Source organism: Neisseria polysaccharea (assembly GCF_963392925.1).
GTDB lineage: Bacteria > Pseudomonadota > Gammaproteobacteria > Burkholderiales > Neisseriaceae > Neisseria > Neisseria polysaccharea.
In genome coordinates, this window is record NZ_CAUJNZ010000008.1 from 91,954 (window position 1) to 115,937 (window position 23,984).

Below are 23,984 nucleotides of genomic sequence, written 5' to 3' on the forward strand. Positions count from 1 at the left end.
AAAAAACATTTCAGACGGCATAAAAGAGGATGCCGTCTGAAACGCCAGCAGGGCAATCAATCGTCTTCCGGAGTTTCCGCCGTGCCGTCGCTATGGTTCAACACGGCTTCGGAAAGCGATACGAAAAACGGCAGTGTGTAAGATTGCCGCCATTCTTCGGTATCGGGCAGGTCGGTTTTTGAAGCAAGCATGATCAGCAGGGTAACAATCAAAACTCCTTTCAATGCACCGAATACGCCGCCCAAAATGCGGTTGGCAAAGCCCAAACCGACCGCCGAAACTGCGCCGGTCAGCAGCGAACGGAGCATTTTCTGGATCAGACAGGCAATGACGAACAGGGAAATGAACGACAGAGCCAATGCAAACAGGCGGGGTTGGAACGAGGCAAAGGCGAGGTCGGCGAAGGAGACGGCAAAGAGTTTGGCGAAAAAGAAGGAAACCACCCATGCCGCCATCGAACCTGCCTCCGCAATCACGCCGCGCATCGTGGAAATGACGATGCAGGCGGCGATGATGGCGAAGATGAGTATGTCGGCAACGGGGAGGTTATTCATTCGTTACCTGACCGGCGATACCGTGTACGCGCAATTTGTTCAAATCGCGTTCGGCATCTCTCGCGTTTTTATAGTTGCTTGATTTGACGCGGTAAACCTTGCCGTTGTCGGTCATGATTTCGGTAATGGTCGAATCGATACCCGCCGCCTTCATTTTGCGCTGGAGGCTCAAGGCGCGTTCTTTTTCGGCATAACCTGCCTGAATGGCGGCTTTTTTGCCGGATTTTTCGGATTTTTCTTTTTCGGCGGTTTTGGTCTTGTCCGCTTTGTCGGTTTTTTGTGCCATTTCGTGTTTTTTGCCGTCCGAATGGTCTTTTTCGGCTGTTTTTTTGCCTTCAGCCTTGTCGGCTTTTTTCGCTTCTTTTACCGCGCTGTCGGATTTTGCCGTATCCGGTTTGGTTTTTTCGGCGGCAGTTTTCGGTTTGTCGGCAACTTTTTCGGCGGTTTTGGTTTCTTTGGCTTTGGGCTTGGCTTCGGCAGTGCGTTCCGCTTTTTGCGGTTTTGTTTCGGCAGTGCGTTTCGGTTTTTCAACCGCTACCGTATCTGTACTGTCGGCAGTTGCCGGCACTTTTTCGGCAGCGCGTTGTTTTGCCTGCTTCGGTGCGGTTTGGGCAGTTTCTGCCTGCTGCGGTTTCTCGGATGCTTCCAAACCTTTGATGTTGCTGTCTTCGAGGCGGTCGTTAATCAGCACCAGCGGCGCGCCTACGTTTTCAGGCTCGCTGATTTCGCTGTTGGCGGCAGAAGGCTTGTCTTCGCCTGCCAAGTCCTGCGGTTTGTCGGCGGCGGATTTCAAGGCAGGGGTTTGTGCCGCACCTGCCGCTTTGTTTTCTACGCTGCTTGTTTCGCCGGCAGTCTGTTCGGCAGGATCATTTTCGGCAGGACCGGAACTGAGCGCGGCTGCCAGCAGGATGCAGGAGGCGGCAACCAGGCAGCTTGCCGTTACGAGGCGGCGGCGGTTGCGCCGTTTGAGCTGTTCGTAACCGGTCAGGACTTCGTTTTGTTTGTTTTCGGACATAGAAGTTTCCTTTTACAGTACCGACATCACGTCGGCAACGGTATGAAATGAGCCGAATACGACGATTCTGTCGTTTTCGCCCGCTTTTGAGGCTGCCGCCCGGTAGGCTTCGCGGACGGCGGCGAATGTCTGTATGTTTTCGATGCCGTGTTCGTGCAGTTTGTCTTGCAGGCTATCGAGCGTCATTCCGCGCGGCACGTCCAAAGGTGCGATATACCATTCGTCAAACTGGTCTTTGACAATTTCCAACACGCCGTCTATGTCTTTGTCGGACAGCATACTGAACACGGCGGTGCGCTTTTGCGCAAACGCCAGATTCATCAGGCTGCGGCGCAGGGCGCGGGCGGCGTGGGGATTGTGTCCGACATCCAACACGGTCAGCGGACGGCCGGGCAGGACTTGGAAGCGGCCGGGGTTTTCAACCAGCAACAAACCGCGCTTGATGGCGCCGATGTCCACCGGCAATTTGTCGTTCAAACATTCCAACACGGTCAGCGCGCAGGCGGCATTGGAAAGTTGGTATGCGCCGCGCAATGCGGGGAAAGGCAGGGCATTGCGGTTGCGTGCGGGACCGTCTGAATGCTGCGGCCGGAAGCGGTAGTTCCATTGGATGTTTTCCATCGCGTGAAACTCGAAATCGCGCTGCACCATCAGCAGTTTCGCGCCTATGGATTCGGCGTGTGAAAGCAACGATTCGGGTGCGGGGTTTTGACCGCAGATGGCGGGTTTGCCGCTGCGGAACACGCCTGCTTTTTCAAAGCCGACCTGCTCGACCGTATCGCCCAAAAACGCCTGATGGTCCAAATCCACGCTGGTAACTACCGCGCAATCGCAGTCGAACACGTTGACCGCGTCCAAGCGTCCGCCCAAGCCGACTTCCAATATCATCACGTCAACCTGTTCGCGCATGAAGATGTCGACAGCCGCCAAGGCATTGAATTCAAAATAAGTTAGTGATATTTCACCGCGCGCGGTTTCGATGCGTTCGAAGGAAGCGGTGATTGTATCGTCCGAAACGGGTTCGGCGTTGACGGCGATGCGTTCGTTGTAACGCAATAAATGCGGGCTGGTCAGCGTACCGACTTTGAAGCCTGCCTGTTTGTAAATCTGTGTCAGGTAGGCACAGACCGAACCTTTACCGTTTGTTCCCGCGACAACGACGACGGGGCATTGCGGTGTCAGGTTCATGCGCTTTTTCACTTCGCTCGTGCGTTCCAAGCCCATGTCGATTAAGCCGCCGCTGTGGGCGGTTTCCAAATGCGAGAGCCAGTCTTGTAATGTTTTCATGTGTGTTCCGTTTTAAATGCCGTCTGAAATCAGTCTGATGTATCGGTTTCGGCGGTTTTTTTCGGCTGCCGCCAAAGCACCCAGACTTTCAGTCGCCGGTAGGATTCTTTGTCCGTCATGTCGGGCATGATGCATTGGCTGACGGTTTTGCCGCCGGTGTCCCATTGTAAGAATAAGGCATAAGGCGTAACCATACTGCTGCCCGCAAGTGTTGCCGCCTTTGCTGTTTTTTCTTTGCCGGATACGATTTCCGCTTGTCCGTCGCGGTCGATAATGACGGAGGTTACGGCATGGCGGTGTTTCAGGTTCGTTATCCTGAGCGAGTATGCGTAACTTGCCACCAAAGCCGCAAAACCGAACCACATCATTCGGCCGTAAAACCAAGTCAGGCAGACGGCAAGGGAAGCGGCGTGGAGCGATACAGTCAGGATGTTCAGGATGCGGGACGGTTTTAATGCCGTCTGAAAGGCGCGCATGGCGTTACATCATATTGTCGAACACGGGCGTGATGTTCAAATCCGCTTCTTCCATGTCCAACACCATATCGTGGATTTCGGTATCGAAAAATTCCCAAAACGCTTTCAGGCTCATGTCTTGCGGCCATTTGTCTTTATCGATGTCCCAACCTGCCAGCTCCGCTTCAAAAATCTGGCGGTAGCGTTCGTCGAAGTAGGAAACGACGGCTTCCGGTTCGTCGAACTGCGGAACGAGGAAGACGGAACAGTTGGCACGAAGCTGCTCTATGGTTAGGTCGGGCATATTTTCGTCGGTGCTTTTGAGCCATTCCAAAAAGCGCGCGGTCGGCTTGAGGACGACGGCGGTGCGGTCAACAAAATACATGGTTTTCTTTCTCAATCATCTTGCGGTGTCGGGCTATGCCGTCTGAACGTTCGGTTTTCAGACGGCATAGCATCAGTGGGTCATGACCTGCTGCAGGAACTGCTTGGCGCGTTCGTGTTTTGGGTTGGTAAAAAACGCTTCGGGCGTTTCGTCTTCGAGGATTTGCCCTTTATCGACAAAAAGTACCCGGTCGGCAACTTCGCGGGCAAATCCCATTTCGTGGGTTACGCACATCATCGTCATACCGCTTTCCGCCAAGTCTTTCATCACTTTCAACACTTCGCCGACCATTTCGGGGTCGAGCGCGGAAGTCGGCTCGTCAAACAGCATCACGCGCGGTTCCATCGCGAGTCCGCGCGCAATCGCCACGCGCTGCTGCTGGCCGCCGGAAAGTTGGGACGGAAAAGCGTCTTTTTTGTGCGCCAGTCCGACGCGTTCCAAAAGTTCCATCGCTTTTTTCTCCGCCTGTTCCGCATTTTGACCTTTAACCTTCATCGGTGCGAGGGTGATGTTTTCCAATACGGTCAGGTGGGGGTAGAGGTTGAAGCCTTGGAATACGAAGCCGACTTCTTCGCGGATTTTGTTCAAATCGGTTTTGGGGTCGGCAACGTTGACACCGTCCACCCAAATCTCGCCGCTTTCGATGCTTTCAAGCTGGTTGACGGTGCGGATGAGTGTGGATTTGCCGCTGCCCGAAGGCCCACAGACGACGACCACTTCGCCTTTTTTGATTTCTAAGTTCACGCCGTTGATGACGTGCAGGTCTTTGAAATGTTTGTGTACGTTTTTGAATTTGATCATAGTGTCCATTCTTTTCAGGCAGTCTGAATCCGTCTGACTGATTAAGGGTAAAACTTATTCAAATCGGCAACCAATTTGGTTAACTCTTCCTGATTCGGCTTATTCATGCTCCGGTAAACTTTGACGTAGCCTTTGTCGTTTTTTATATTCACGACATAGATGATGAAACGTGTGCCGTTGAATCCTTTTTCTGCATCGCAGGTGTAGTACGTCACACCCCCGCTTTCCGCTTTTTCCAGTACGCAGTCGTTTTTGCGGTAGCCTTGCTCCTTCGCTATCCAATCCCGCTCAAATGAAGCCCTGTACGCGTCCGGCACGCGGACTTGGTCGACCAATAAATCATGATCGGGATTTTGGGAATAACCGTAATGGAAAATGGCATTTGAACCGTTCAATTGTGCCTCTAGCATTTGATAACGCCGGTTTTGGAAAAACGCATCGTTCGGGTTCATGCAGGCAGTTAAAAGAAAAGTCAGGAGTGCGGCTGTGTATTTCATGGTTTGTTCACTCGGGCGGTTAAAGGAAAAGTCAGGAATACGGTTGTGTATTTTATGGTTTATTCTCTTATTAAACAGTTATAAACGGTTTCAATGCGGCTTGCCGGTAATTCAACGCACAAAATTCCGTTTGTACGCCATATGGTTTTCAATATTGGCTTTGGCATCTTTTTCATCCCAAACCTGCAATTCCCACGGATAGTAGAAATTGCTGCTGTTTTTAAAATAAATGTGTATGCCGATATAGCCGCCGACATCGCGCAAATACCAGTTTTTCAAGCCGTATTCTGTTTTCCAGCCGTCAAGTTTTTTCAAAATTCCGACAACTGTTTCAGACGGCCTTGCCTGCCAAATAATTGCTCAACGCCACGTATTTCTCTGGCGCGATATGTTCGGCGCGGTCTTGCGGATTGATGCCGACTGCCTGCAAATCATCGTCGCCTGCAAGCTCTTTCAGATTGTTGCGTATGGTTTTGCGACGTTGGTGGAAGGCGAGTTTCACAAGTTTGGCGAAATGCTCGAAATCGTCCGCTTTGCCGATGCGGTGTTTCACCGGAATCATGCGCACCACTGCTGAATCCACTTTCGGTGCAGGATCGAACGATTCGGGCGGTACGTCAATCAGCAGCTCCATATCGAAAAAATATTGCAGCATCACGCCCAAACGCCCGTAGTCGTTGCTTTTCGGCGCGGCAACCATACGCTCAACCACTTCTTTTTGCAGCATAAAGTGCATATCGACGACATCGTCCGCCACCTCCGCCAGCTTGAACAAAAGCGGCGTGGAAATGTTGTACGGCAGGTTGCCGACGATTTTCTTTTTGCCTGCGATACTGTTGAAATCAAACTGCAACACGTCGCCTTCGTGAATTACCAGTTTATCCGCAAACGGCAGCGTTTTCAGACGGCATACGATGTCGCGGTCGATTTCGATAACGTGCAGGCGGTTCAGTTTTTTTGCCAAAGGTTCGGTAATCGCCGCCAAACCCGGGCCGATTTCAATCACGATATCATCCGCCTGCGGGTGCACGGCGTTGACAATATCGCTGATGATCCGCGTGTCTTGTAAAAAGTTCTGCCCGAAACGCTTGCGGGCTTTGTGTTCTTTCATCGGGTTTCCTTGACCGGTGCAACCGGTTTTGAGGATACGGGCCGGATTTTTGGGAAGGTGTCCCTTCTGTTTCGGGGGAATCCGGCAAGCCGTATGGACATCTTGTTCGGCATTTAAATGTGAATATGTTTACAATATCGGTTTGATGTGGACATTGTAACCGAAAACGGCGGGGCTTGATAATGCTGTTTTGTTCGGTCTTATCTGTTGGTTTGGTATTTTTACGGTTGGGTACTGTATGAGGACTTATCTGATTCATGTGAAGCTCTTGGGTATGGCGGTATTATGGGGTGCGTCTTGGCCTATGGGCAGGATATTGGGGCAGTCTCTGCCGCCGTTGACGGGCGGGGCGGTCAGGTTTCTGCTGGCTTCGGTTTTGTTGTCGGGTTGGTTGTTTGCGCGCAGCAGGTTTGCGGCTTTGTCGGTTTTGTCGTCGCGGCAATGGCTGGGTTTGGCGGTTGCCGCTTTGTTCGGCGTGTGCGGGTATGCCGTATTCTTCATGTTGGGCCTGCAGCAGATGCCTGCCGGCAAAGCCGCGGTCGTCATGAGCGTGAACCCGGTGTTGACGCTGCTGTTGGCGGTATGGTTGTTCGGGGAATATTTGAATATGAAAATCCTGACGGGTATGTTGCTGACCGTCGGCGGCGCGGTAACTGCGGTTACGCAGGGTAATCCGGCAGCGGTGCTGGCGGACGGGTTGAAGCCCGGGGAATGGCTGATTTTCGGATGTGTGGTTTGCTGGTCAGCTTATACGTTGATAGGGCGCAAGGTTTTGCGCGGGATTGATGCGCTGACGGTTGCCGCGGTTACGTCGATGTCCGGTGCGCTGATGTTGTCCGCCGTGGCATGGTTTGCGGAAGGTTTGCCGCTTGGGGCGGTAGCGGTCATGGATGGGCGCGGCTGGCTTGCATTGCTGTGGTTGGCGGTCGGTGCGACTGTTTTGGCGTATGCGTGGTATTTTGAAGGCGTGAAAGTATTGGGGGCGGGCGGTGCGTCTGTTTATGTAACATTGGTACCGATTTTCGGTATGTTGTGTTCGGTCTGGTTTTTGGGGGAGCCGCTGCATATTTCTTTGGCGGCGGGTTGTGCGGCGGCAGCCGGCGGCATGATTTTGATACATTTGGGACAAAATGCCGCCTGAAGCCGGGCGGCCGGGTATATGGGGTGAAAATGGAAAATAATGCGGTCGGGTTGGAAATTGAAAGTTATCCGTTCGATCCCGTTTTGCCGAACGGGGCATCGGTCATGATGATGGGGACGTTTCCGCCCAAGGAAGACAAACGTGCGATGCAGTTTCATTATCCGAATTTCCAAAACGATATGTGGCGCGTTTACGGGCTGGTGTTTTTCGGCGATGCGGATTATTTCAAAGTGCCGTCCCACGGGGAGGCTGCGCACTCTGAAAAAGCGTTTGACGCGGAGAAAATCAAAACGTTTTTGCACGAACGGGGGATTGCGTCCTGCCCGACCGTGTTGAAGGCGGTACGTCAGCACGGCAATGCGTCCGACAAGTTTTTAAAGGTAGTTGAAACCGTCGATTTGGCGGCAGTGTTGGCGCAGATGCCCGAGTGCCGCCATATTTGTACGACAGGCGGCAAGGCGACGGAAATCCTGCTCGATATTCAGGGCGACGGCATCAAAATGCCGAAAACGGGCGAAACCGTGCCGTTTCCGTTTGCCGGACGGGATTTGACTCTGACCCGCCTGCCTTCGACTTCGCGCGCTTATCCTTTGAGTTTGGCGAAAAAGGCGGCGGCGTATCGGGCGTTTTTCGAAATGGCGGGTTTGTGTGAAAAACAGTTATAATTGCCGACAATTTTCCGTTCAGACGGCATGTTTGCAGAAAATGGAGAGGCCGTCTGAAAATTTGAAGCACAAGGAAGAAATCCGATGAAAAACTACCATGCGCCCGACGAGAAGGGCTTTTTCGGCGAACACGGCGGCCTGTATGTTTCCGAAACCCTGATTCCGGCTTTGCAAGAATTGGCAGAAGCCTATAAAGCAGCGAAAGAAGATCCTTCATTTTGGGAAGCGTTCCGCCATGATTTGAAACACTACGTCGGCAGACCCAGCCCCGTTTACCATGCCGCGCGATTGTCCGAGCATCTGGGCGGCGCACAAATCTGGCTGAAGCGTGAAGATTTGAATCACACCGGCGCGCACAAAGTCAACAACACCATCGGTCAGGCATTGCTCGCCCGCCGCATGGGCAAAAAACGCGTCATCGCGGAAACCGGCGCGGGTCAGCACGGCGTGGCCTCCGCCACCGTCGCTGCACGCTTCGGTATGACTTGCGACGTGTATATGGGTGCGGACGACATCCAACGCCAAATGCCCAACGTGTTCCGCATGAAATTGTTGGGCGCAAACGTGGTCGGTGTAGAAAGCGGTAGCCGCACGCTGAAAGACGCGATGAACGAAGCGATGCGCGAATGGGTCGCTCGCGTGGACGACACGTTCTACATCATCGGTACCGCCGCTGGTCCCGTGCCGTATCCCGAAATGGTGCGCGATTTCCAATGCGTTATCGGCAACGAAGCTAAAGCGCAGATGCAGGAAGCCATCGGCAGACAGCCCGACGTTGCCGTTGCCTGCGTGGGCGGCGGCTCCAACGCCATCGGTTTGTTCTATCCCTATATTGAAGAAGAAAACGTACGTTTGGTCGGCGTAGAAGCAGGCGGTTTGGGTGTGGATACCCCTGACCACGCCGCACCGATTACCAGCAAAGCCCCTATCGGCGTATTACACGGCTTCCGCAGCTATCTGATGCAGGACGAAAACGGCCAGGTTTTGGGGACGCACTCTGTTTCCGCAGGCTTGGATTACCCCGGCATCGGTCCGGAACACAGCCACCTGCACGACATCAAGCGCGTCGAATACACCGCTGCCAAAGATGATGAAGCACTTGAAGCCTTTGATTTGCTCTGCCGCTTCGAGGGCATTATTCCTGCGCTGGAATCCAGCCATGCCGTTGCTTGGGTGGTGAAAAACGCGCCGAAAATGGGTAAAGACCAGGTGATTCTGGTCAACCTCTCCGGTCGTGGCGACAAAGACATCAATACCGTGGCGAAGCTCAAAGGTATTAAACTGTAATCTCGTCCGTCTGATAAAAATGCCGTCTGAAGCCTGAGTTCAGACGGTATTTTTACGAACTTTCCTTGTAAAATTAAAGAAGCTTGTAAATAATGAGAGAACAAATTTTGAAGTTGAAAGCAATTGGTAGAATGCCAACAGAATCGGATGCAGATGACAATGATGAAAAAATAGATGAATTGATAGAACAATATGATGAGCTTATATCAAGTATAGAAAAACCTATTACACTTGAAGAAGCAGAGGTATTAGTATCTCTTTTTCCAGATGGTTTTTTCTATGATATGCATTGGGGGTTATTGCATCTTTTTGAAACTTGTATTTTAAGTGCATCAGAGGAAGAATATCAAAAACTTATAGATAAATGTCCAAGTGAAGAATGGCGAGAAAATTTACAAATTCGCTATGAAAATTGGAAAAAGAAAAATCAATAATATTGGGACGGCAACGTTCTTTTACACGAATGGGAATATGAAAAAGAAAACGCCCCACGCCGAGTTGTTAATAAGTTAGGCGGAGTATCTTTTGACAAGCAGAGCTAGTGCAAAACCTCGGAACGTGGGTGTATGACGGTGGTAGCTACACCCCTGTGGCAAAGCTTGCCGAGGAGGACAGCTACACCATCGTGCAGGACTATCTGGGTACGCCCATACAAGCTCTAGACAGCAAGGGCGAGGTAGTATGGGACTGCGTCCTCGACTATGACGATTTTTCGGATTTGCTTTATTATCCGTTTATTTTTGAAATATCTGGGGTGGGGAGACGTGTTCCGTCGTTGGTTTTTGCCGTGTTGGGTCGTCGGCGCGGCGGCTTCGTTCGCGCTGCCGTCCGTGCCGCATTGGCTGTTTTGGCTGGCGGCTTTTGCGGTTTTTGCTGTGTTTGCAAGGCGGTTTGCGTTTGCCGGTCTGATGCTGTGCGTGTTGGCGGGTGCGGCTTACAGCGTATTCAGAACGGAAGCGGCACTGTCTTCGCAATGGCGGTCGGAGGCGGTTTCAGGCGTGCCGTTGATGGTGGAAGTGGCGGATATGCCGAGGTCGGACGGGCGGCGCGTGCAGTTTGCTGCAAAGGCTGTGGACAGCGGTGGTCGGACGTTCGATTTGCTGCTGTCGGACTACAAACGGCGCGAATGGGCGGTCGGGAGCAGATGGCGGATAACGGCACGTGTGCACCCCGTCGTCGGGGAGTTGAACCTGCGCGGTTTGAACCGTGAGGCGTGGGCATTATCCAACGGGATAGGCGGCGCGGGGACGGTCGGTGCGGACAGGGTTTTGCTGCATGACGGAAGCGGTTGGGGGATTGCGGTTTGGCGCAGCCGCATCAGCCGAAATTGGCGGCAGGCGGATGCGGACGGCGGGCTTTCAGACGGCATCGGGCTGATGCGCGCGTTGAGCGTGGGCGAACAGTCGGCATTGCGCCCCGAATTGTGGCAGGCGTTCCGGCCGTTGGGACTGACGCATCTGGTCAGTATTTCGGGTTTGCACGTTACGATGGTGGCGGTGCTGTTTGCGTGGCTGGCGAAGCGGCTGCTTGCCTGTTCCCCGCGCCTTCCCGCCCGGCCGCGCGTGTGGGTTTTGGCGGCGGGGTGTGCAGGCGCGCTGTTTTACGCGCTGCTTGCCGGTTTTTCCGTGCCGACGCAGCGCAGTGTTTTGATGTTGGCGGCGTTTGCGTGGGCGTGGCGCAGGGGAAGATTGTCGGCGTGGGCGACGTGGTGGCAGGCGTTGGCGGCGGTGCTGCTGTTCGACCCTTTGGCGGTCTTGGGAGTGGGGACTTGGCTGTCTTTCGGTTTGGTGGCGGCCCTGATATGGGCGTGTGCAGGGCGTTTGCACGAGGGGAAACAGCAAACCGCTTTGCGCGGGCAGTGGGCGGCTTCGGTGTTGTCGCTGGTTTTGCTCGGTTATCTATTTGCCTCGCTGCCTTTGGTCAGCCCTTTGGTCAATGCGGTGGCGATTCCGTGGTTTTCTTGGGTATTGACGCCGCTGGCGTTGCTGGGTTCGGTCGTGCCGTTTGCGCCTTTGCAACAGTTGGGGGCGTTTTTGGCGGAATACACTTTGCGGTTTTTGGTGTGGCTTGCCGATGTGTCGCCCGAGTTTGCCGTTGCTTCCGCACCTTTGCCGCTGTTGGTGTTGGCGGTGTGTGCCGCTTTGCTGTTGCTGTTGCCGCGCGGCTTGGGTTTGCGTCCGTGGGCGGTGTTGCTGTTGGCAGGGTTTGTGTTTTACCGTCCGCCCGGCGTGCCGGAAAATGAGGCTGCGGTTACGGTTTGGGATGCGGGGCAGGGCTTGTCGGTGTCGGTTCAGACGGCAAATCATCATCTTTTGTTTGACACCGGAACTGCATCGGCGGCACAGACGGGGATTGTGCCGAGCCTGAATGCGGCGGGTGTCCGCCGTTTGGACAAGCTGGTTCTGTCGCATCACGACAGCGACCACGACGGCGGTTTTCAGGCAGTCGGCAAGATACCGAACGGCGGGATTTATGCCGGACAGCCGGAATTTTATGAGGTGGCGCGGCATTGTGCGGAACAGCGTTGGCAATGGGACGGCGTAGATTTCGAGTTTTTGAGGCCGTCTGAACGCAAAAACATCGATGATAATGGGAAAAGTTGTGTTTTGCGTGTTGTGGCTGGCGGTGCGGCTTTGCTGGTAACCGGCGATTTGGATACGAAAGGCGAGGCGGAGTTGGTTAAAAAATACGGCTCAAACCTGTACAGCCAGGTTTTGGTGTTGGGGCATCACGGCAGCAATACGTCCTCGTCGGGCGTGTTCCTCAATGCTGTCTCGCCCGAATATGCCGTTGCTTCAAGCGGTTATGCCAACGCCTACAAACATCCGACCCAAGCGGTGCAAAACCGTGTCCGCGCACACGGCATCAAACTGCTGCGTACCGATTTGTCGGGCGCGCTGCAATTCGGCTTGGGACGCGGCGGCGTGAAGGCTCAACGTTTGAGAGGGTATAAATTCTATTGGCAGAAAAAACCGTTTGAGTGAACGAAAAGGCTTGCGCCGGAACGGAAAATGCCGTCTGAAAGGGCTTCAGACGGCATTACGAAGATGGGCTTAGTGCCAGTAACGCCACCAGGGCATATCGTCGGGCTGCCAAGTGTGTGTCAAAAACGGGCTTTTCGGGAAATTGGTTTCCAACACGCGGCGTGTGTCGGCGGCAAGCTGCGGTTTGCCGAGTTTTTGGTAGGCGAGTTCCAAGATGGCGAGCGATTCTTCGACATAGCGCGTATTCTGGTAGCTGCCGATGATTTTTTGGGCACGGTTGGCGGCGGCGATGTATGCGCCGCGTTTCATATAATAACGGGCAACCGCCATTTCATTGCCGCCCAAGGCATCGACCAGTTTGATCATACGCGCGGACGCATCGGCGGCGTATTTGCTGTCGGGGAAGCGTTGGACGAGTTCCGCAAACGCCTGGTACGCTTCGCGGTTGGCTTTCGGGTCGCGGTCGGACCAGTCTTGCGAGGCCAGTTTGTTCAAGAAGGACTGGTCTTCGTTGAACAGTACCAAACCGCGCAGATACAGCGCGTAATCCATATTCGGGTGTTGAGGGTGAAGTCGGCGGAAGCGGTCAATGGCGGCCAGCGCCTTATCCTTCTCATCATCTTTATAGTAGGCGTATGCCGTATCCAGTTGGGATTGCTGGGCGTGGCGGCTGGTAGGGAAGCGCGATTCCAAGATTTCGTATAATTTGACAGCTCGCGTATAATTGCTGCTGTTCAGCTCGTCCTGGGCTTCGGCATAGAGTTTTTCCACACTCCAGTCTTGGGTAATCTGGGCATCTTTATCTACCGTACCTTTGGTGGCACAGGCACTCAGTGCCAAACCTAATGAAACCGTTAAAAGAAATTTTTTCATGCAGAATACTTCCTTTGATAATGAATCCGATTATAGCGATGATTCAGACTTTGTGTCAGCCCCGGAAACCGAAAACTGTATTTGTCTGACTGTTCCGCTCGAGCTTGCCGGCGGGCGGTTGGATGCGGTATTGGCAAAACTTCTGCCAGACTATTCGCGCAGCCGGTTGACATCATGGATTAGAGAAGGCGCGGTTATTGTAAACGATAAACCTTCGCAACCCAAAGACAAAATGATAGGCGGTGAGCAAATCCGTGTAACCGTCCGCCCGAGTGAGGAGAATCTGGCATTCATGCCGGAGCCTATGGATTTGGATATTGTTTACGAAGACGATACCGTCATCGTCGTCAACAAACCGGCCGGACTGGTGGTGCATCCGGCGGCGGGCAACTGGACGGGGACGCTGCTCAACGGTCTGTTGGCGCATTGCCCCGAGCTGTCCCAAATTCCGCGCGCGGGCATCGTCCACCGCCTCGACAAGGAAACCAGCGGGCTGATGGTGGTTGCCAAAACCCTGCCGGCGCAAAATTCCCTTGTGCGGCAGCTTCAGGAACGCACGGTCAAACGCATCTACCGTGCCGTCGCCAACGGCATCGTCCCCTTTGACGGTAAAATCGAAACCCAAATCGGACGCGATCCGCACAACCGCCTGAAAATGGCAGTCGTCAAATTCGGCGGCAAACCAGCCGTTACCCACGTCAAAGTGTTGGAACGCTATCTTGCCCACAGCTATATCGAATGCTCGCTCGAAACAGGCAGGACGCACCAAATCCGCGTGCATATGCGCGAGGCCAACCATCCGCTTGCCGGCGATCCCGTGTACGGCAACCTGCGCCACCCGTGCGGCGACACGGTGAAAGAAGCCGTTAAAAGTCTGGGCGCGCGTCAGGCATTGCACGCCTACCGCTTAAGTTTCACTCATCCGGAAAGCGGCGAAACCGTTTCGTTTGAGGCACCGATTCCGGACGACATATATCATTTGTTGTCCGTTCTCCGTCTTGAAGTCGGTTTGGATTCGTCTTTGAGCAATGAAGAGGAATGGCAGGACAAATTCGGCGCGGATGACGACGATGATTGGAACGAAGACGACTATGATGTCGAAGTGGTTTATGTAAGGGAGTGAGGCGGCTTGAAAGGCGGGGCGAACGCAGGCAGCCGAATCGGAGCAGCCGAGTAATCGTCCTTGCCGATTTCAAACAAAGGCCGTCTGAAGGGGTCGGGCAGAAACCGCCGGTTTCGTTTGCCCCGTTCAGACGGCATTATGATGAAAGGCGTTTAGGGTTTTTTATGTTTACCGGCTTTTGCCGCCCAATAAGTTGCCAGCAGCGAGCCGGAGATATTGTGCCACACGCTGAACAATGCGCCCGGAACGGCAACGACCGGCGCGGCGGCAAAGTGTGCGGCGGCAAGCGCGGCGGCCAGACCCGAGTTTTGCATACCGACTTCGATGGCCAGCGTTTTTTGTGCATCATAAGGCAGGCCGGTCCATTTGGCGGCAAAGAAGCCGAGCAGGTAGCCGATGCCGTTGTGGAGTACGACAACCGCAAAAATCAGCAGGCCGCTTTCCATAATCTTGCCTTTGCTTGCCCCGACAACCGCGCCGATAATCAGCACGATGGCGGCAACGGAAACCAGCGGCAGCGCATCGGTCAGCTTTTCGGTTTTATTGCCCAAAACCTTATGGACAATCAAACCCAAAACAATGGGGAGCAAAACCATTTTGACGATGGACATCAACATACCGGCCGCTTGGATTTCCAGCATTTCACCGGCAAGCATCAGGAAGATGGCAGGAGTCAGCAATGGGGAAATCAGGGTGGAAACAGACGTAACGGCAACCGACAAAGCCACATTGCCGCGCGCCAGATAGGTCATCACATTGGAAGCCGTACCGCCCGGGCAGCAGCCGACCAAAATCACGCCGACCGCGATTTCGGCAGGCAGGTTCAACAGTTTGGACAGCAGCCAGGCGGTTGCCGGCATAATGGCGAATTGTGCGATTACGCCGATGATGACGGCTTTGGGATGTTTAAACAAAATATCGAAGTCGGAAGGTTTGAGCGTCAAACCCATACCGAACATAATAATGCCCAACAGCCAAGGAATATAAGGCCCCGCCCATTTGAAGGTGTCGGGCGCGAAAAAAGCGGCGGCGGCAAAGAGCGCGGCCCAGAGGGAAAATGTTTTTCCGATAAAGCTGCTGATTTTGCTGAGGATATTCATAATAATGCGTTGCGTGTTTGTTTTTAAGGGAAGGCAAGCATACACGCCTTAACCTTAATTTGCAAAATGACCGTGCCTAAACAATGCCGTCTGAAAGTGGAGATTGGTTTTCAGACGGCATCGCCCGAGAGGTGTCGGAAACGGACTGCATCCGGTTGAAACCCGTCTGTTTATGGCGATAGAATCTAATCGGAGGGTAGTCTCGTTCGGGCAACACGCAGTGCGGTGCTTGATGTGCCATCCCCTGTTGAAACATATAAAGCTCGGAGAAAGTATATAAGGGCATCATTCCTGCACCGGCAAGAATCCGAACCCGAACGTTTGAAAACAATCCCGAATCTCCGAATTCCCGCCTGTGCGGGAATGACGAAAAAACAAGCATCCATTTGCCCCGAAGGCAGTTAATCAACCCTTTCCGCCACACACCTATTCCAATATCCAATGAAAACCATCACAGAAACCCTAAACCTCGTCCCGCAGGACAAAGATTTCCTGATTGCTGATTGGCCTGCGCCCGCCAATGTGAAAACTCTGATTACCACGCGCAACGGCGGCGTGAGCCAAGGTGCGTATCAGAGTTTGAACCTCGGTACGCACGTCGGCGACAATCCCGAAGCCGTGCGCCGCAACCGCGAAATCGTGCAACAGCAGGTCGGATTGCCCGTTGCCTACCTCAATCAAATCCACAGCACCATTGTCGTCAATGCTGCCGAAGCGTTGGGCGGTACACCCGATGCGGACGCTTCCGTGGACGACACGGGTAAAGCCGTCTGTGCCGTGATGACCGCAGATTGTCTGCCTGTTCTATTTTGCGACAGGGCGGGTACGGCGGTTGCCGCCGCACACGCAGGCTGGCGCGGTTTGGCGGGCGGCGTATTGCAAAACACCATTGCCGCGATGAAGGTTCCGCCTGTCGAAATCATGGCGTATCTCGGCCCCGCCATCAGTGCGGATGCGTTTGAAGTCGGGCAGGATGTGTTTGATGCGTTCTGCACGCCCATGCCCGAAGCCGCCGCCGCATTTGAAGGCATAGGCGGCGGCAAATTCCTTGCCGACTTTTACGCGCTCGCCCGCCTGATTCTGAAGCGCGAAGGCGTGGGCGGCGTGTACGGCGGCACGCATTGTACGGTTTTGGAACGGGATACTTTCTTTTCCTACCGCCGCGACGGAGCGACAGGGCGTATGGCGAGCCTGATTTGGCTGGACGGCAATGCCGTCTGAACACGCCGCTGATATAATCTACCGACTTTGTGCTTTTGAGAAAGGCAAGCCATGAACAAACTGTTTCTTACTGCCGCAGTGCTGATGCTGGGCGCGTGCGGTTTCCACCTGAAAGGTGCAGACGGCATTTCTCCGCCGCTGACCTACCGGAGCTGGCACATCGAAGGCGGACAGGCATTGCAGTTCCCTTTGGAAACCGCGCTGTATCAGGCTTCGGGCAGGGTAGACGATGCTGCCGGCGCGCAGATGACCCTGCGTATAGACAGCGTTTCCCAAAACAAGGAAACCTATACCGTTACCCGTGCGGCAGTCATCAACGAATATCTTTTAATCTTGACGGTTGAAGCGCAGGTATTGAAACGCGGCGAGCCGGTCGGCAAACCGATGACCGTGTCCGTCCGCCGCGTCCTTGCTTATGCCGACAACGAAATTTTGGGCAAACAGGAAGAAGAAGAAACCCTGTGGGCGGAAATGCGGCAGGATGTTGCCGAACAGATTGTCCGCCGCCTGACCTTTCTGAAGGCGGAATGACGTGGCGGCACATATCGGACGCATCGACACGGACGCGCCTTTGAAACCTCTGTACGTCATCCACGGCGAGGAAGAACTGTTGCGTATCGAGGCATTGGACGCATTGAGGGCGGCAGCGAAGAAGCAGGGTTATCTCAACCGCGAGTCCTATACCGCCGACGCGTCTTTCGATTGGAACGAACTGCTGCAAACCGCAGGCAGTGCGGGTCTGTTTGCCGATTTGAAGCTGTTGGAACTGCATATCCCCAACGGAAAACCCGGCAAAAACGGCGGCGAGGCGTTGCAGGACTTTGCCACCCGACTGCCGGAAGATACGGTAACGCTGGTTTTGCTGCCCAAACTGGAGAAAACCCAGCTCCAGTCCAAATGGTTTGCCGCATTGGCGGCAAAGGGGGAAGTGTGGGAAGCCAAGCTGGTCGGTGCGGCGGCTTTGCCCCAATGGATACGCGGACGGCTGGACAAAATCGGTTTGGCTATCGAGGCAGACGCATTGGCACTGTTTGCCGAGCGCGTGGAAGGCAATCTGTTGGCGGCACGTCAGGAAATCGACAAGCTCGCGCTGCTGTATCCGAAAGGGCATACCGTCAATATCGATGAGGCGCAAACCGCCGTTGCCAACGTCGCCCGCTTCGACGCGTTCCAACTGGCAGGCGCGTGGATGAAGGGCGATGTCCTGCGCGTATGCAGGTTGTTGGACGGATTGCAGGAGGAAGGCGAAGAACCGGTACTGCTTCTGTGGGCGGTTGCCGAAGACGTGCGGACGCTGATTCGGCTTGCCGCTGCCCTGAAACAGGGGCAGAGTGTCCAATCCGTACGCAACAGTCTCAGACTTTGGGGCGACAAGCAGACGCTCGCGCCGCTTGCGGTCAAGCGGATTTCCGTCGTCCGCCTGCTTGACGCGCTCAAAACCTGCGCCCAAATCGACCGAATCATCAAAGGCGCGAAAGACGGCGACGCATGGACGGTATTCAAACGGCTTGTCGTGTCGCTGGCGGAATAAAGCGGTAATCCCCAAAATCCGAAAATACTGTAAAATACCGTTAATCCTGAAAAGTATTCACCAATCCGTCCGAAAACATTTCAGACGGCACGACCACCTCAATAAAGGAACATCAACCCTATGGACAATAAGACCAAACTGCGCTTGGGCGGCCTGATTTTACTGACCACCGCCGTTTTAAGCCTCATTATCGTATTGATTGTCGATTCCTGGCCGCTCGCCATCCTGATTGCCGCCGTCATCGTCGCCGCCGCTGCGGGCGGCTTTGTTTGGACATCCCGCCGACAGCAACGCCAGTTTATCGAACGCCTGAAAAAATTCGACATCGATCCGGAAAAAGGCAAAGTCAATGAGGCCAACCTGCGCCGTATGTACCACAGCGGCGGACAACACCAGAAAGATGCGATTACCCTGATCTGCCTGTCGCAAAAATGTTCGGTGGACGAGGCGCACGCCATGTTCAAAAAACGTCCGACCCGTCAGGAAATCAATCAAATGGCGGCAAAACAGTCGCGCGGCCAGAAGCGTCCGCACCGTTAACCGCCGCAAGGCATCTTTGCACAAATGCCGTCTGAAGCCTGTTGGCGTTTCAGACGGCATATTCCGACTGAAAAGATGATGACACTGAAAACCGCCCCGCTCAAACGCCGCTTTGCCGCCATACTGTACGAAATGCTGCTGGCAGGTGCGGCAACCTGTCTGGCGGCATTGATTGCCGGCATTGCCGCCATTTTCCTCAATCCTGTTTCTACCCTGCTTTCCGCCTTGGTAACCAGTATCCTGATAATGGGTTCGTGGTGGGTGTATTTCCGTGCCAACTGGCACGGGCAGGGACAGACCTTGGCGATGAGGACATGGAAAATCGGCTTGTGCGATGTTAACGGTATGCAGCCGTCTCTACACTTGCTGCGCCTGCGCTTTATTTGGGCATGCATATTTATCGTATTCATCCCTATGCTGGCCTATGCCGGATTACGCCACTTCCTCGGCATTCCGCCCAAGGGCGCGGCCGGCGCGGCATTGGTTTGGCTGATTTTGCCGTGGGGGTTCGCCCTGCTGAATCCCGATCGGCAGTTTCTGTATGATTTTCTTGCAGGAACGAGGTTGGTGGATGTGAAAGAACAATCTTGAATTGCTTGCAACAGAGGTTTCAGCCGATAAAGAATGCCGTCTGAAAAAAGTTTCAGACGGCATTGTCATGTTTGGAGAAAAAGGCAGGGCTATTCGATATTCTGCACCTGTTCGCGCATCTGTTCGATCAGGACTTTTAGCTCGACCGAGGCTTGGGTGCATTCGGCAGCAATAGATTTGCTGCCCAAGGTGTTGGCCTCACGGTTTAATTCCTGCATCAGGAAATCCAAGCGTTTTCCGCTGCTGCCTTTGTGTTCGGTAACGATGCGGCGTACTTCGCCGATATGCGTACGCAGGCGGCTGAATTCTTCATCGACATCGGATTTTTGGACAAACAGGGCAAATTCTTGTTGCAACCTGTCGTTGTCGATGCTGCCGACGGCTTCGGCAAGGCGGGTGCGGATTTTTTCTTTATGCGCTTCCACCAGGGCGGGGAAGATTTCGCTCAATGCCCCGATGATTTCTTCCATAGACTCGAGGCGTTGCAGCAGGTGTTCGCCTAATTTCTTACCTTCCCGCTTGCGTGCGGCAGTGAAGTCTTTTAACGCTTTTTCGGTCAGTTCGGTAATGCTTTTTGCCAATTCTTCCGTATTTTCCCTTTGGCTTGCCAATACGCCTGGAAAACGTAAAATATCGGCAACCCCCAATTTTGCCAGGTCATGATGTTTACGGAGGGTTTGGTTGATTTCTGCAAGTTGTCCGACCAAGTCGTGATTTAGTTCCAAAGATTGGTTTCTGTTTTCCGTATCTTGAATTTGGATTTTGCATTCGACTTTGCCGCGTGCCAGATGGGATGAAATCTGCTCGCGGATGCCGCTTTCTAAATGGCGCAAATCATCCGGCATCCTGATTTGAATATCTAGAAAACGGTGGTTGACCGCACGCAGGTCGAGATTGATGCGTTTGCTGCCGCATTCTTCTGCCGTATTGGCAAATCCGGTCATACTGTGGATGTGGATGGTTTTGCTCATTTTCTCCTCCGAAGTCCGTTAAAATATAATCAATATATCACATCTGTATGGGACTAAGTACTTCAGGATGTGAAAAATTAAAGATTTGGCGCGCTATATGGGCACCATGGGCTCTTGTCGCTGCAAGAAAGATGTTTCTTTATTATTCAAACAAAATAAATTGTAAATTTATTATCTTGTTGTTTTTATTGGCTATTTAGTTTTACATTTTTTCGGAATACAAAAATCCAAGCGGATTTTTTACAATCCGCTTTTGCTGTTTTTATCAGTTCGGTTAGCTAAGCCGTCTGATAACGTGTTTTATCGAAGTCGGTTTCTGTTTTATAAAGATTAAATGCAACGACTAAAATTTTTCTCATCAATGCGCCGATGATCAGCATTTTGGGCTTTTTGGCTTTTTTCAGCCTGTTTGTGAATGCTGGAAAGTAGTTGTTTTTGAATGCGACTAATGCGGCCATGAACAGGGATCCGCGTATTCTTCGGTTTCCGTATTTGGTCATTTTGCTTTTTTTGTTGACGCTTGTCCCTGATATGTTTTGATGCGGATTTAATCCGGCATAGGCTGTAAACTGCTTTGCGTTTTCGAATGTGCTGTTAATAAGGTAGCTCATTAGCGATATGGCTGTTGTTTTGCCTACTGACGGTATTGTCTCTAACCGTTTTGTCAGCTCTTTCATTTTTTTGTCTGATTTGATTGTTTGGTCGATTTTCTTTTTTACTGCATTTAGATGGTTTTCAAGTTCTTTTAGCTGTTTTTCATGTATTTTCTGTACAAATGAATCTTTTGCTGCTTTGATTCTATTTTTTTGCGATGTCTGTTGTTCTAAAAGTTGGCTTTGAAGTGATAGCAGTCTTTTCAAGCTGTATTGCTGTTCAGTCGGTTTTTCTCTCTTTGGCAGCTCTTCTATTAATGCTGTTTGGCAAAACTCTGCGATTAGTTTTGCGTCTTGTTTGTCGTTTTTGACTCTGCTGAATCGCTTTTGTGCATAGGCTTTGATTTTTAGCGGGTTTATTACTGATACGTGGTATTCTTCGGCCAAGCAGTCTGCGGCCTGTTCGTAGTAGTTTCCTGTTGCTTCCATGCATACGTATATGTCTTTTTCTCTTTTTGCCGATATCCATTCTTTCAGGTTTTTGCAGCCTTGTTCATCGTTGCTGAATTTTCTGTAATCGGTTTCGCCGTTGATTATGGTAACGACATCAAATGTTTTTGCGGATATGTCTAATCCTACTGCGTTTCTCATGTTAATTTTCCTTACGATTCAGGCTTTAATGCCTTTGATGTTTCTCAATTTCAAACATAAGAAAACCGCCGTCCTTATCTTTCTTTCAATCTTGCGATTAGGAAGTAATCAGGTTCGGCGGCTTTGTCGTCGGTTAGCTATTCCAAGACGTTTGAAGTATATCAGAATCGTATGAATTAATTTTTTGTATTTGCTGGTTTATTTAAAAATTGCTGTTGCGACCCGCTGCATTGTGTTTTTTTACTGCTTTCAGTCCGGTTTTCGCAGGCATGGGGTTTGTGTGCGATTGGAGAACAACCGATAAAAAGGTGAAAGGGGGTATTCATAAAGATTTGGAAAAAAGCACTCCAAATCTTTACAAAACTTCCCCCTTGCACCTTTTTATCGGCCGTTCTCTGTCAAACGCACCCCCATACCTCAGCGAAAACCGGACTGAAAGCAGTAAAAAAAAACAATTCCGCTAGATATTTTCCCCCGCCCTAGCTCCTCCGTCCTGAAGGGCTGGGAAAGGTTTCTGAAACTCAAACAGGCGCGGCAAGCGCGGAAAGGTAGATTGATATGACTTAGATTTGATGATATGACAATTTGTAGAGCGGTGGGGATAAGCAAAATCCCCGAGCGCGAACTAGGGGATTTTTGCATTCCTGCCAAGTTTTAAACTTTACAGGAAATTTTAAAATGCGAATTACCGTTAGCCTCGGAAAACTGCATTTGACTGTATCGGTAGATACGCGGTTTATTCTAGCCGTGTTCATGCTGTTTAGTCAATAACCCACGATTAGAAGGCCGCCATGCAGCGGCCTTTCTTAATTCGCTGCGCCGACAACCGCGCCGCTTTGCGGCTCGAACTTCGCGCCCGCTTAGTACGTTGTAGGGGCTTTTTGCGCGTTGTTTGCGCTGTTGTCCTGTTCTTTGTATGGATTAAAGGGTAGGCCGTTTCTTGCGTACTGTTTGCACATTTCTTTTGTTACTTCTTCCAGCGGTGTGGCTTGATCGCTGTAGCAGGTGCAGCCGGTTTTTCCGCCTTCGATACATGCGGCGATACGCTCATAGGTTTTGACTTGGCGGACGTTGTTGTAAATCGGTTTGGATTCGGGTTTTTCGGCCAACGTCGGGATAAAATCGTCTGCTTTCAAATCTTTATTGATTTTTTGTGATTGTGCTGCTGTATTTAAATCTGCTTCTTGATTTATCGGCTCTGATGCTGAAACTTGTGATGTTGTTTCAAACTGTTCTGGATTTATGTCTTTTTGTGATATTCCATAAACTGTATAGATTTTCCAGCCGATAAATCCGATTATCAGAATTAAAGCCCAAACGGCCAACGGTACTTTTTTCTTAAATTTGATGTGCTGGCTTGATGATTTGTAGTATTTAAATGCTTCTTTGGGCGGTGTGAAGTTCTTCGATTCTGTATTTGAAACGGCTGCGGGATTTTCTAAGCTGGTTACGCATTTGTACCACGAATATTGTTTTGTCCCTAATGCTTTTCTTTCTAAATGGATGTGCTTGGATATCAGGTTTCTAACGAAGATATCAAGCTGCTGCGGGTGTTGTGTCATCATGATAACCGTATGGCCGTGATGTCTTAATTCTGTTAATTCTTGAATATAAGGCGGTACGGCTCGGCCTGATGATCTTACCGGATAGGTATAGTGTGCTTCGTCTACTATCAGAACCGCGCCATCAGGGATGATGTCTCTTAGCGGCGCGGACATGATTTGTTCTTCTGTTAGTTCGTGTGCGTTGAACTTTTTTGCGTCTAGTCCGTCGATATGGCAAAAATATAAGGGCCTATCTACTTCTGTTCCGTCTTCGAGTTTCATTTTAAACAATCCGTCTTCGTTGTTTAAAATCATTGAAACTGCTTTTGATGTTTTGCCGGTTCCCATGTTGCCGGTAATCAGATAAATCATTTTTATCCTTTCGGTAATACTGTTGTCAGTTTGTTCAATGCTTTCATGCTTACCCAAAAAGAAAACGCGCCGAAAAGATAGTTAAAACCTGTTCCGAATCCGCCTATCAGCAGAAGGTTATAAATGTCTCCAGGCATGGAGTTTGCCGCATTTAAAAAGTATTCTTTGAATTTATTTAACGCAACCAAATACCCCGCAAACGATACAAATGTCAGACCTGTTGCAATAATGATACGAACGATCAGCATTCTTAGCAGAAATGCAATTAATGGAATTAGAGCAGCCGGCATTTTATTCCTTATATATTGTGTCCCATCAAAGGGGCGCATTACTTTTCTTAACATTCCCCTTTGACAGCCAAGTGAAAGGGGCTTTTTTATGTCAGCATCAAAATTAATATTTTCCTGTTCTTACTGGAGAATATTTAAAAAATCAGATTATTGCGTTTTGTCTTTTTATCAGTTCAGGTATGGAGAATCGCATGAACTCGCTGAACAAGGAACTTTTTTAAATCTTTATCAGGCGTTTGATTATATAGATTTGTTTGATTCTAATTTTCCAGTGATTATCACGACGGACGGTTGTGGTTTTTCTTTTTGATCTTTAAAAATTTGTCAGGGTTTGGCTTTCGGTCGTTGACCGTCGGACGCGCTTTAGCGCGGCAGACGGGAAACGGCTGAAAGCCCCCCCCC

26 protein-coding genes and 1 pseudogene are annotated in these 23,984 nt (G+C 51.7%); 11 read left to right on the forward strand and 16 right to left on the reverse strand.

The window, feature by feature from the left end; genetic code table 11:
* Positions 1–56 precede the first annotated feature (56 nt).
* From RDY34_RS06655 to rsmA, 9 genes and pseudogenes are all read right to left on the reverse strand, one after another.
* The gene (locus RDY34_RS06655; RefSeq protein WP_003753251.1) at positions 57–554 is read right to left on the reverse strand and encodes a CvpA family protein; all 498 of its coding nucleotides are present in this window, start codon (positions 552–554) and stop codon (positions 57–59) included.
* The gene (gene ftsN / locus RDY34_RS06660) at positions 547–1,569 is read right to left on the reverse strand and encodes a cell division protein FtsN (protein WP_003753249.1); all 1,023 of its coding nucleotides are present in this window, start codon (positions 1,567–1,569) and stop codon (positions 547–549) included. Before ftsN ends, RDY34_RS06655 begins: the two co-directional genes overlap by 8 nt.
* A 12-nt stretch (positions 1,570–1,581) precedes the next feature.
* Positions 1,582–2,856 (reverse strand): bifunctional tetrahydrofolate synthase/dihydrofolate synthase, encoded by a 1,275-nt coding sequence (folC, locus tag RDY34_RS06665; RefSeq protein WP_308074819.1) that lies wholly within the window; start codon positions 2,854–2,856, stop codon positions 1,582–1,584.
* 29 nt (positions 2,857–2,885) lie between these two features.
* Positions 2,886–3,332: a protein YgfX gene (locus RDY34_RS06670; RefSeq protein WP_308074820.1), complete on the reverse strand. Its 447-nt coding sequence runs from the start codon at positions 3,330–3,332 to the stop codon at positions 2,886–2,888.
* A 4-nt stretch (positions 3,333–3,336) separates the two neighbouring features.
* A complete protein-coding gene (locus RDY34_RS06675) occupies positions 3,337–3,696 on the reverse strand; it encodes a hypothetical protein (protein ID WP_003753242.1) in 360 nt (119 codons plus the stop codon).
* Positions 3,697–3,768: 72 nt separating this feature from the next.
* Positions 3,769–4,497: an amino acid ABC transporter ATP-binding protein gene (locus RDY34_RS06680; protein WP_002240396.1), complete on the reverse strand. Its 729-nt coding sequence runs from the start codon at positions 4,495–4,497 to the stop codon at positions 3,769–3,771.
* Positions 4,498–4,538: 41 nt separating this feature from the next.
* Positions 4,539–4,994, reverse strand: a complete 456-nt coding sequence (locus RDY34_RS06685) for a hypothetical protein (protein ID WP_308074821.1) — start codon at positions 4,992–4,994, stop codon at positions 4,539–4,541.
* Between the two features lie 111 nt (positions 4,995–5,105).
* Positions 5,106–5,351, reverse strand: a pseudogene (locus tag RDY34_RS06690) (GTP pyrophosphokinase); the annotation flags it as partial.
* Positions 5,326–6,105: a 16S rRNA (adenine(1518)-N(6)/adenine(1519)-N(6))-dimethyltransferase RsmA gene (rsmA, locus tag RDY34_RS06695; RefSeq protein ID WP_308074822.1), complete on the reverse strand. Its 780-nt coding sequence runs from the start codon at positions 6,103–6,105 to the stop codon at positions 5,326–5,328. The gene rsmA and the pseudogene RDY34_RS06690, both read right to left, overlap by 26 nt.
* A gap of 238 nt (positions 6,106–6,343) precedes the next feature.
* Here rsmA and RDY34_RS06700 point away from each other — a divergent pair, with 238 nt between their 5' ends.
* From RDY34_RS06700 to RDY34_RS06720, 5 genes are all read left to right on the forward strand, one after another.
* The gene (locus RDY34_RS06700) at positions 6,344–7,246 is read left to right on the forward strand and encodes a DMT family transporter (RefSeq protein ID WP_308073414.1); all 903 of its coding nucleotides are present in this window, start codon (positions 6,344–6,346) and stop codon (positions 7,244–7,246) included.
* A 29-nt stretch (positions 7,247–7,275) separates the two neighbouring features.
* A complete protein-coding gene (locus RDY34_RS06705; protein WP_025456854.1) occupies positions 7,276–7,911 on the forward strand; it encodes a hypothetical protein in 636 nt (211 codons plus the stop codon).
* 84 nt (positions 7,912–7,995) lie between these two features.
* Complete coding sequence (gene trpB / locus RDY34_RS06710) at positions 7,996–9,198, forward strand: tryptophan synthase subunit beta (RefSeq protein WP_003753226.1); 1,203 nt, start codon at positions 7,996–7,998, stop codon at positions 9,196–9,198.
* A 92-nt stretch (positions 9,199–9,290) separates the two neighbouring features.
* Positions 9,291–9,632 carry a hypothetical protein gene (locus tag RDY34_RS06715; RefSeq protein ID WP_003753224.1) on the forward strand — a complete coding sequence of 114 codons (342 nt, stop codon included), beginning with the start codon at positions 9,291–9,293 and terminating at the stop codon, positions 9,630–9,632.
* Positions 9,633–9,962: 330 nt separating this feature from the next.
* A complete protein-coding gene (locus RDY34_RS06720) occupies positions 9,963–12,182 on the forward strand; it encodes a DNA internalization-related competence protein ComEC/Rec2 (RefSeq protein WP_308074827.1) in 2,220 nt (739 codons plus the stop codon).
* Positions 12,183–12,251: 69 nt separating this feature from the next.
* Here RDY34_RS06720 and RDY34_RS06725 read toward each other — a convergent pair whose 3' ends face one another.
* On the reverse strand, positions 12,252–13,055 hold the full coding sequence (locus tag RDY34_RS06725; protein WP_308073413.1) for an outer membrane protein assembly factor BamD: 804 nt from the start codon (positions 13,053–13,055) through the stop codon (positions 12,252–12,254).
* Here RDY34_RS06725 and rluD point away from each other — a divergent pair.
* Positions 13,054–14,178 (forward strand): 23S rRNA pseudouridine(1911/1915/1917) synthase RluD, encoded by a 1,125-nt coding sequence (gene rluD / locus RDY34_RS06730; protein WP_308073411.1) that lies wholly within the window; start codon positions 13,054–13,056, stop codon positions 14,176–14,178. The two genes, RDY34_RS06725 and rluD, sit on opposite strands and share 2 nt — an antisense overlap.
* A gap of 152 nt (positions 14,179–14,330) precedes the next feature.
* Here the strand turns inward: rluD and RDY34_RS06735 are convergent, their stop codons facing one another.
* Both RDY34_RS06735 and RDY34_RS06740 read right to left on the reverse strand, forming a co-directional pair.
* Positions 14,331–15,278: a bile acid:sodium symporter family protein gene (locus tag RDY34_RS06735; RefSeq protein ID WP_003713782.1), complete on the reverse strand. Its 948-nt coding sequence runs from the start codon at positions 15,276–15,278 to the stop codon at positions 14,331–14,333.
* Positions 15,279–15,354: 76 nt separating this feature from the next.
* Positions 15,355–15,567: a hypothetical protein gene (locus RDY34_RS06740; RefSeq protein WP_304670945.1), complete on the reverse strand. Its 213-nt coding sequence runs from the start codon at positions 15,565–15,567 to the stop codon at positions 15,355–15,357.
* 152 nt (positions 15,568–15,719) lie between these two features.
* On the opposite strand from RDY34_RS06740, the gene pgeF reads away from it, so the two are divergent.
* The 5 genes from pgeF to RDY34_RS06765 all read left to right on the forward strand — a co-directional run bounded on the left by pgeF (position 15,720) and on the right by RDY34_RS06765 (position 19,161).
* Entirely contained in the window at positions 15,720–16,499 is a 780-nt protein-coding gene (gene pgeF, locus RDY34_RS06745; protein ID WP_308074823.1) for a peptidoglycan editing factor PgeF, read from the forward strand.
* Positions 16,500–16,550: 51 nt separating this feature from the next.
* Entirely contained in the window at positions 16,551–17,030 is a 480-nt protein-coding gene (locus RDY34_RS06750; protein WP_118791892.1) for an LPS-assembly lipoprotein LptE, read from the forward strand.
* Between the two features lies 1 nt (position 17,031).
* Complete coding sequence (holA, locus tag RDY34_RS06755) at positions 17,032–18,030, forward strand: DNA polymerase III subunit delta (RefSeq protein ID WP_308027863.1); 999 nt, start codon at positions 17,032–17,034, stop codon at positions 18,028–18,030.
* A 120-nt stretch (positions 18,031–18,150) separates the two neighbouring features.
* Positions 18,151–18,570 carry a hypothetical protein gene (locus RDY34_RS06760; protein ID WP_118791890.1) on the forward strand — a complete coding sequence of 140 codons (420 nt, stop codon included), beginning with the start codon at positions 18,151–18,153 and terminating at the stop codon, positions 18,568–18,570.
* Positions 18,571–18,645: 75 nt separating this feature from the next.
* Positions 18,646–19,161, forward strand: a complete 516-nt coding sequence (locus RDY34_RS06765; protein WP_167435443.1) for an RDD family protein — start codon at positions 18,646–18,648, stop codon at positions 19,159–19,161.
* A gap of 89 nt (positions 19,162–19,250) precedes the next feature.
* On the opposite strand, the gene RDY34_RS06770 is transcribed toward RDY34_RS06765, so the two are convergent.
* The 4 genes from RDY34_RS06770 to RDY34_RS06785 all read right to left on the reverse strand — a co-directional run bounded on the left by RDY34_RS06770 (position 19,251) and on the right by RDY34_RS06785 (position 23,582).
* Positions 19,251–20,132 carry a YicC/YloC family endoribonuclease gene (locus RDY34_RS06770; RefSeq protein ID WP_308074824.1) on the reverse strand — a complete coding sequence of 294 codons (882 nt, stop codon included), beginning with the start codon at positions 20,130–20,132 and terminating at the stop codon, positions 19,251–19,253.
* Between the two features lie 278 nt (positions 20,133–20,410).
* Complete coding sequence (locus RDY34_RS06775; RefSeq protein ID WP_002246006.1) at positions 20,411–21,376, reverse strand: IS110 family RNA-guided transposase; 966 nt, start codon at positions 21,374–21,376, stop codon at positions 20,411–20,413.
* 860 nt (positions 21,377–22,236) lie between these two features.
* Positions 22,237–23,292, reverse strand: coding sequence for a zonular occludens toxin domain-containing protein (locus tag RDY34_RS06780; RefSeq protein ID WP_308184505.1), 1,056 nt, complete (start codon positions 23,290–23,292; stop codon positions 22,237–22,239).
* 2 nt (positions 23,293–23,294) lie between these two features.
* Positions 23,295–23,582, reverse strand: coding sequence for a DUF2523 domain-containing protein (locus RDY34_RS06785; RefSeq protein WP_308184506.1), 288 nt, complete (start codon positions 23,580–23,582; stop codon positions 23,295–23,297).
* Positions 23,583–23,984: the final 402 nt, after the last annotated feature.